This is a genomic window from Streptomyces pimonensis, assembly GCF_041380215.1.
Lineage (GTDB): Bacteria > Actinomycetota > Actinomycetes > Streptomycetales > Streptomycetaceae > Streptomyces > Streptomyces pimonensis.
The window spans coordinates 1-1,411 of the sequence record NZ_JAHWZY010000112.1; the positions used below are offsets into that span (position 1 = coordinate 1).

At 65.5% G+C, this 1,411-nt stretch carries 1 protein-coding gene; it reads left to right on the forward strand.

Going from position 1 to position 1,411, the window contains the following annotated elements; translation table 11 throughout:
- Positions 1-159 precede the first annotated feature (159 nt).
- On the forward strand, positions 160-1,236 hold the full coding sequence (locus tag KYY02_RS33560) for a reverse transcriptase domain-containing protein (RefSeq protein ID WP_371244843.1): 1,077 nt from the start codon (positions 160-162) through the stop codon (positions 1,234-1,236).
- Positions 1,237-1,411: the final 175 nt, after the last annotated feature.

Genomic DNA, 1,411 nt, shown 5'->3' on the forward strand with positions numbered 1-1,411 from the left:
ACCGGCCTGCGCAACCTCGCCGTCGGCGTCCACCGCCAGGACGGCCACATCAATATCGCAGCCGCCCTCCGCCACACCGCCCGAGACCACCTGCGGCTCCTCACCGCCCTCGGGCTGGCATGACAAACCCGGACACAAGATCACTTCTCAAAGACCCTGGTGGCTGACCGGACCGTTCAGGCCGCGCTGAAGCTGGTACTGGAGCCCATCTTCGAGGCCGACTTCCTGCCGGTCTCCTACGGGTTCCGGCCCAAGAGGCGGGCCCAGGACGCAATTGCGGAAATCCAGCGTTTCTGCACCAAGGGATATCGCTGGGTGCTGGACGCGGACATCGAGGCGGCCTTCGACAACGTTTCGCACCGCGCCGTCATGGACGCGGTCCGGGTACGGGGCAAGGACAAGCGCGTCCTGGCGCTGGTGAAGGCGTTCCTCAAGGCGGGCATCCTCACCGAGGACGGCCAGCGCAGGGACACCCACACCGGTACCCCGCAGGGTGGCATCCTCTCTCCGCTGATCTTCAACATCGCGCTGTCGGCGCTCGACGAGCACCTGCACCGCGACTGGAAGCCCGGCGGGCGGATGGATGCCCAGTATCCGCGCAGGAAACGTCGTCGGCACGGCCTGCCCAACTGGCGAATCGTCCGTTACGCGGACGACTTCGCGATCTTGGTGCACGGCTCGGCCGACGACGCCCGCGCGCTCCAGGACGAAGCGGCCTCCGTGCTGCAACCGTTGGGGTTGAGGCTGTCACCGGCCAAGACCCGGATCGTGCACATAGAGGACGGGTTCGACTTCCTCGGTTTCCGCATCCAGTGGAAACGCAAGCGGGGAACCGACAAGTGGTACGTCTACTTCTTCATCGCCGACCGGCCCGTCCGCTCGGTGAAGGACAAGATCCGTGCCCTGACCCGCAGGACGTCACAGGCCAATCCCGCAGACGTGCTGATCCGACTCAATCAGGTCGTGCACGGCTGGACCAACTACTTCCGGCATGCCGTTGCGAAGCACACGTTCCGGATGCTGGGGATCTTCCTCTGGCGTCGAGTGATCATGTGGTTCAAGACGCTGCACCGCTGGTCGTGGAAGGACATCCGCAAGTGGTTCCTGGGACCTGACGGGTCCTGGCTGCCGATCGCGGTGGACGGAGTGGAACTGGTCAACCCGGCGCGGACACCCGCAATCACGCGGTACCGCTACCGGGGCGACACCATCCCCACCCCCTGGACGATCGCCTGACGAACAGCCCGCGGCAACAACTGTGGAGAGCCTGGTACTCGGTAACGGGTACGCCGGGTTCGGCGAGCGGCCTGGAGAGACGGGCTGGTGGCAACACCGGTACCGCGCTTCAGGCCGACTCAACCGCGTCAGTCATCAACTGTCGCTTCCAGATCGGGAGTTACACCGCTCACCG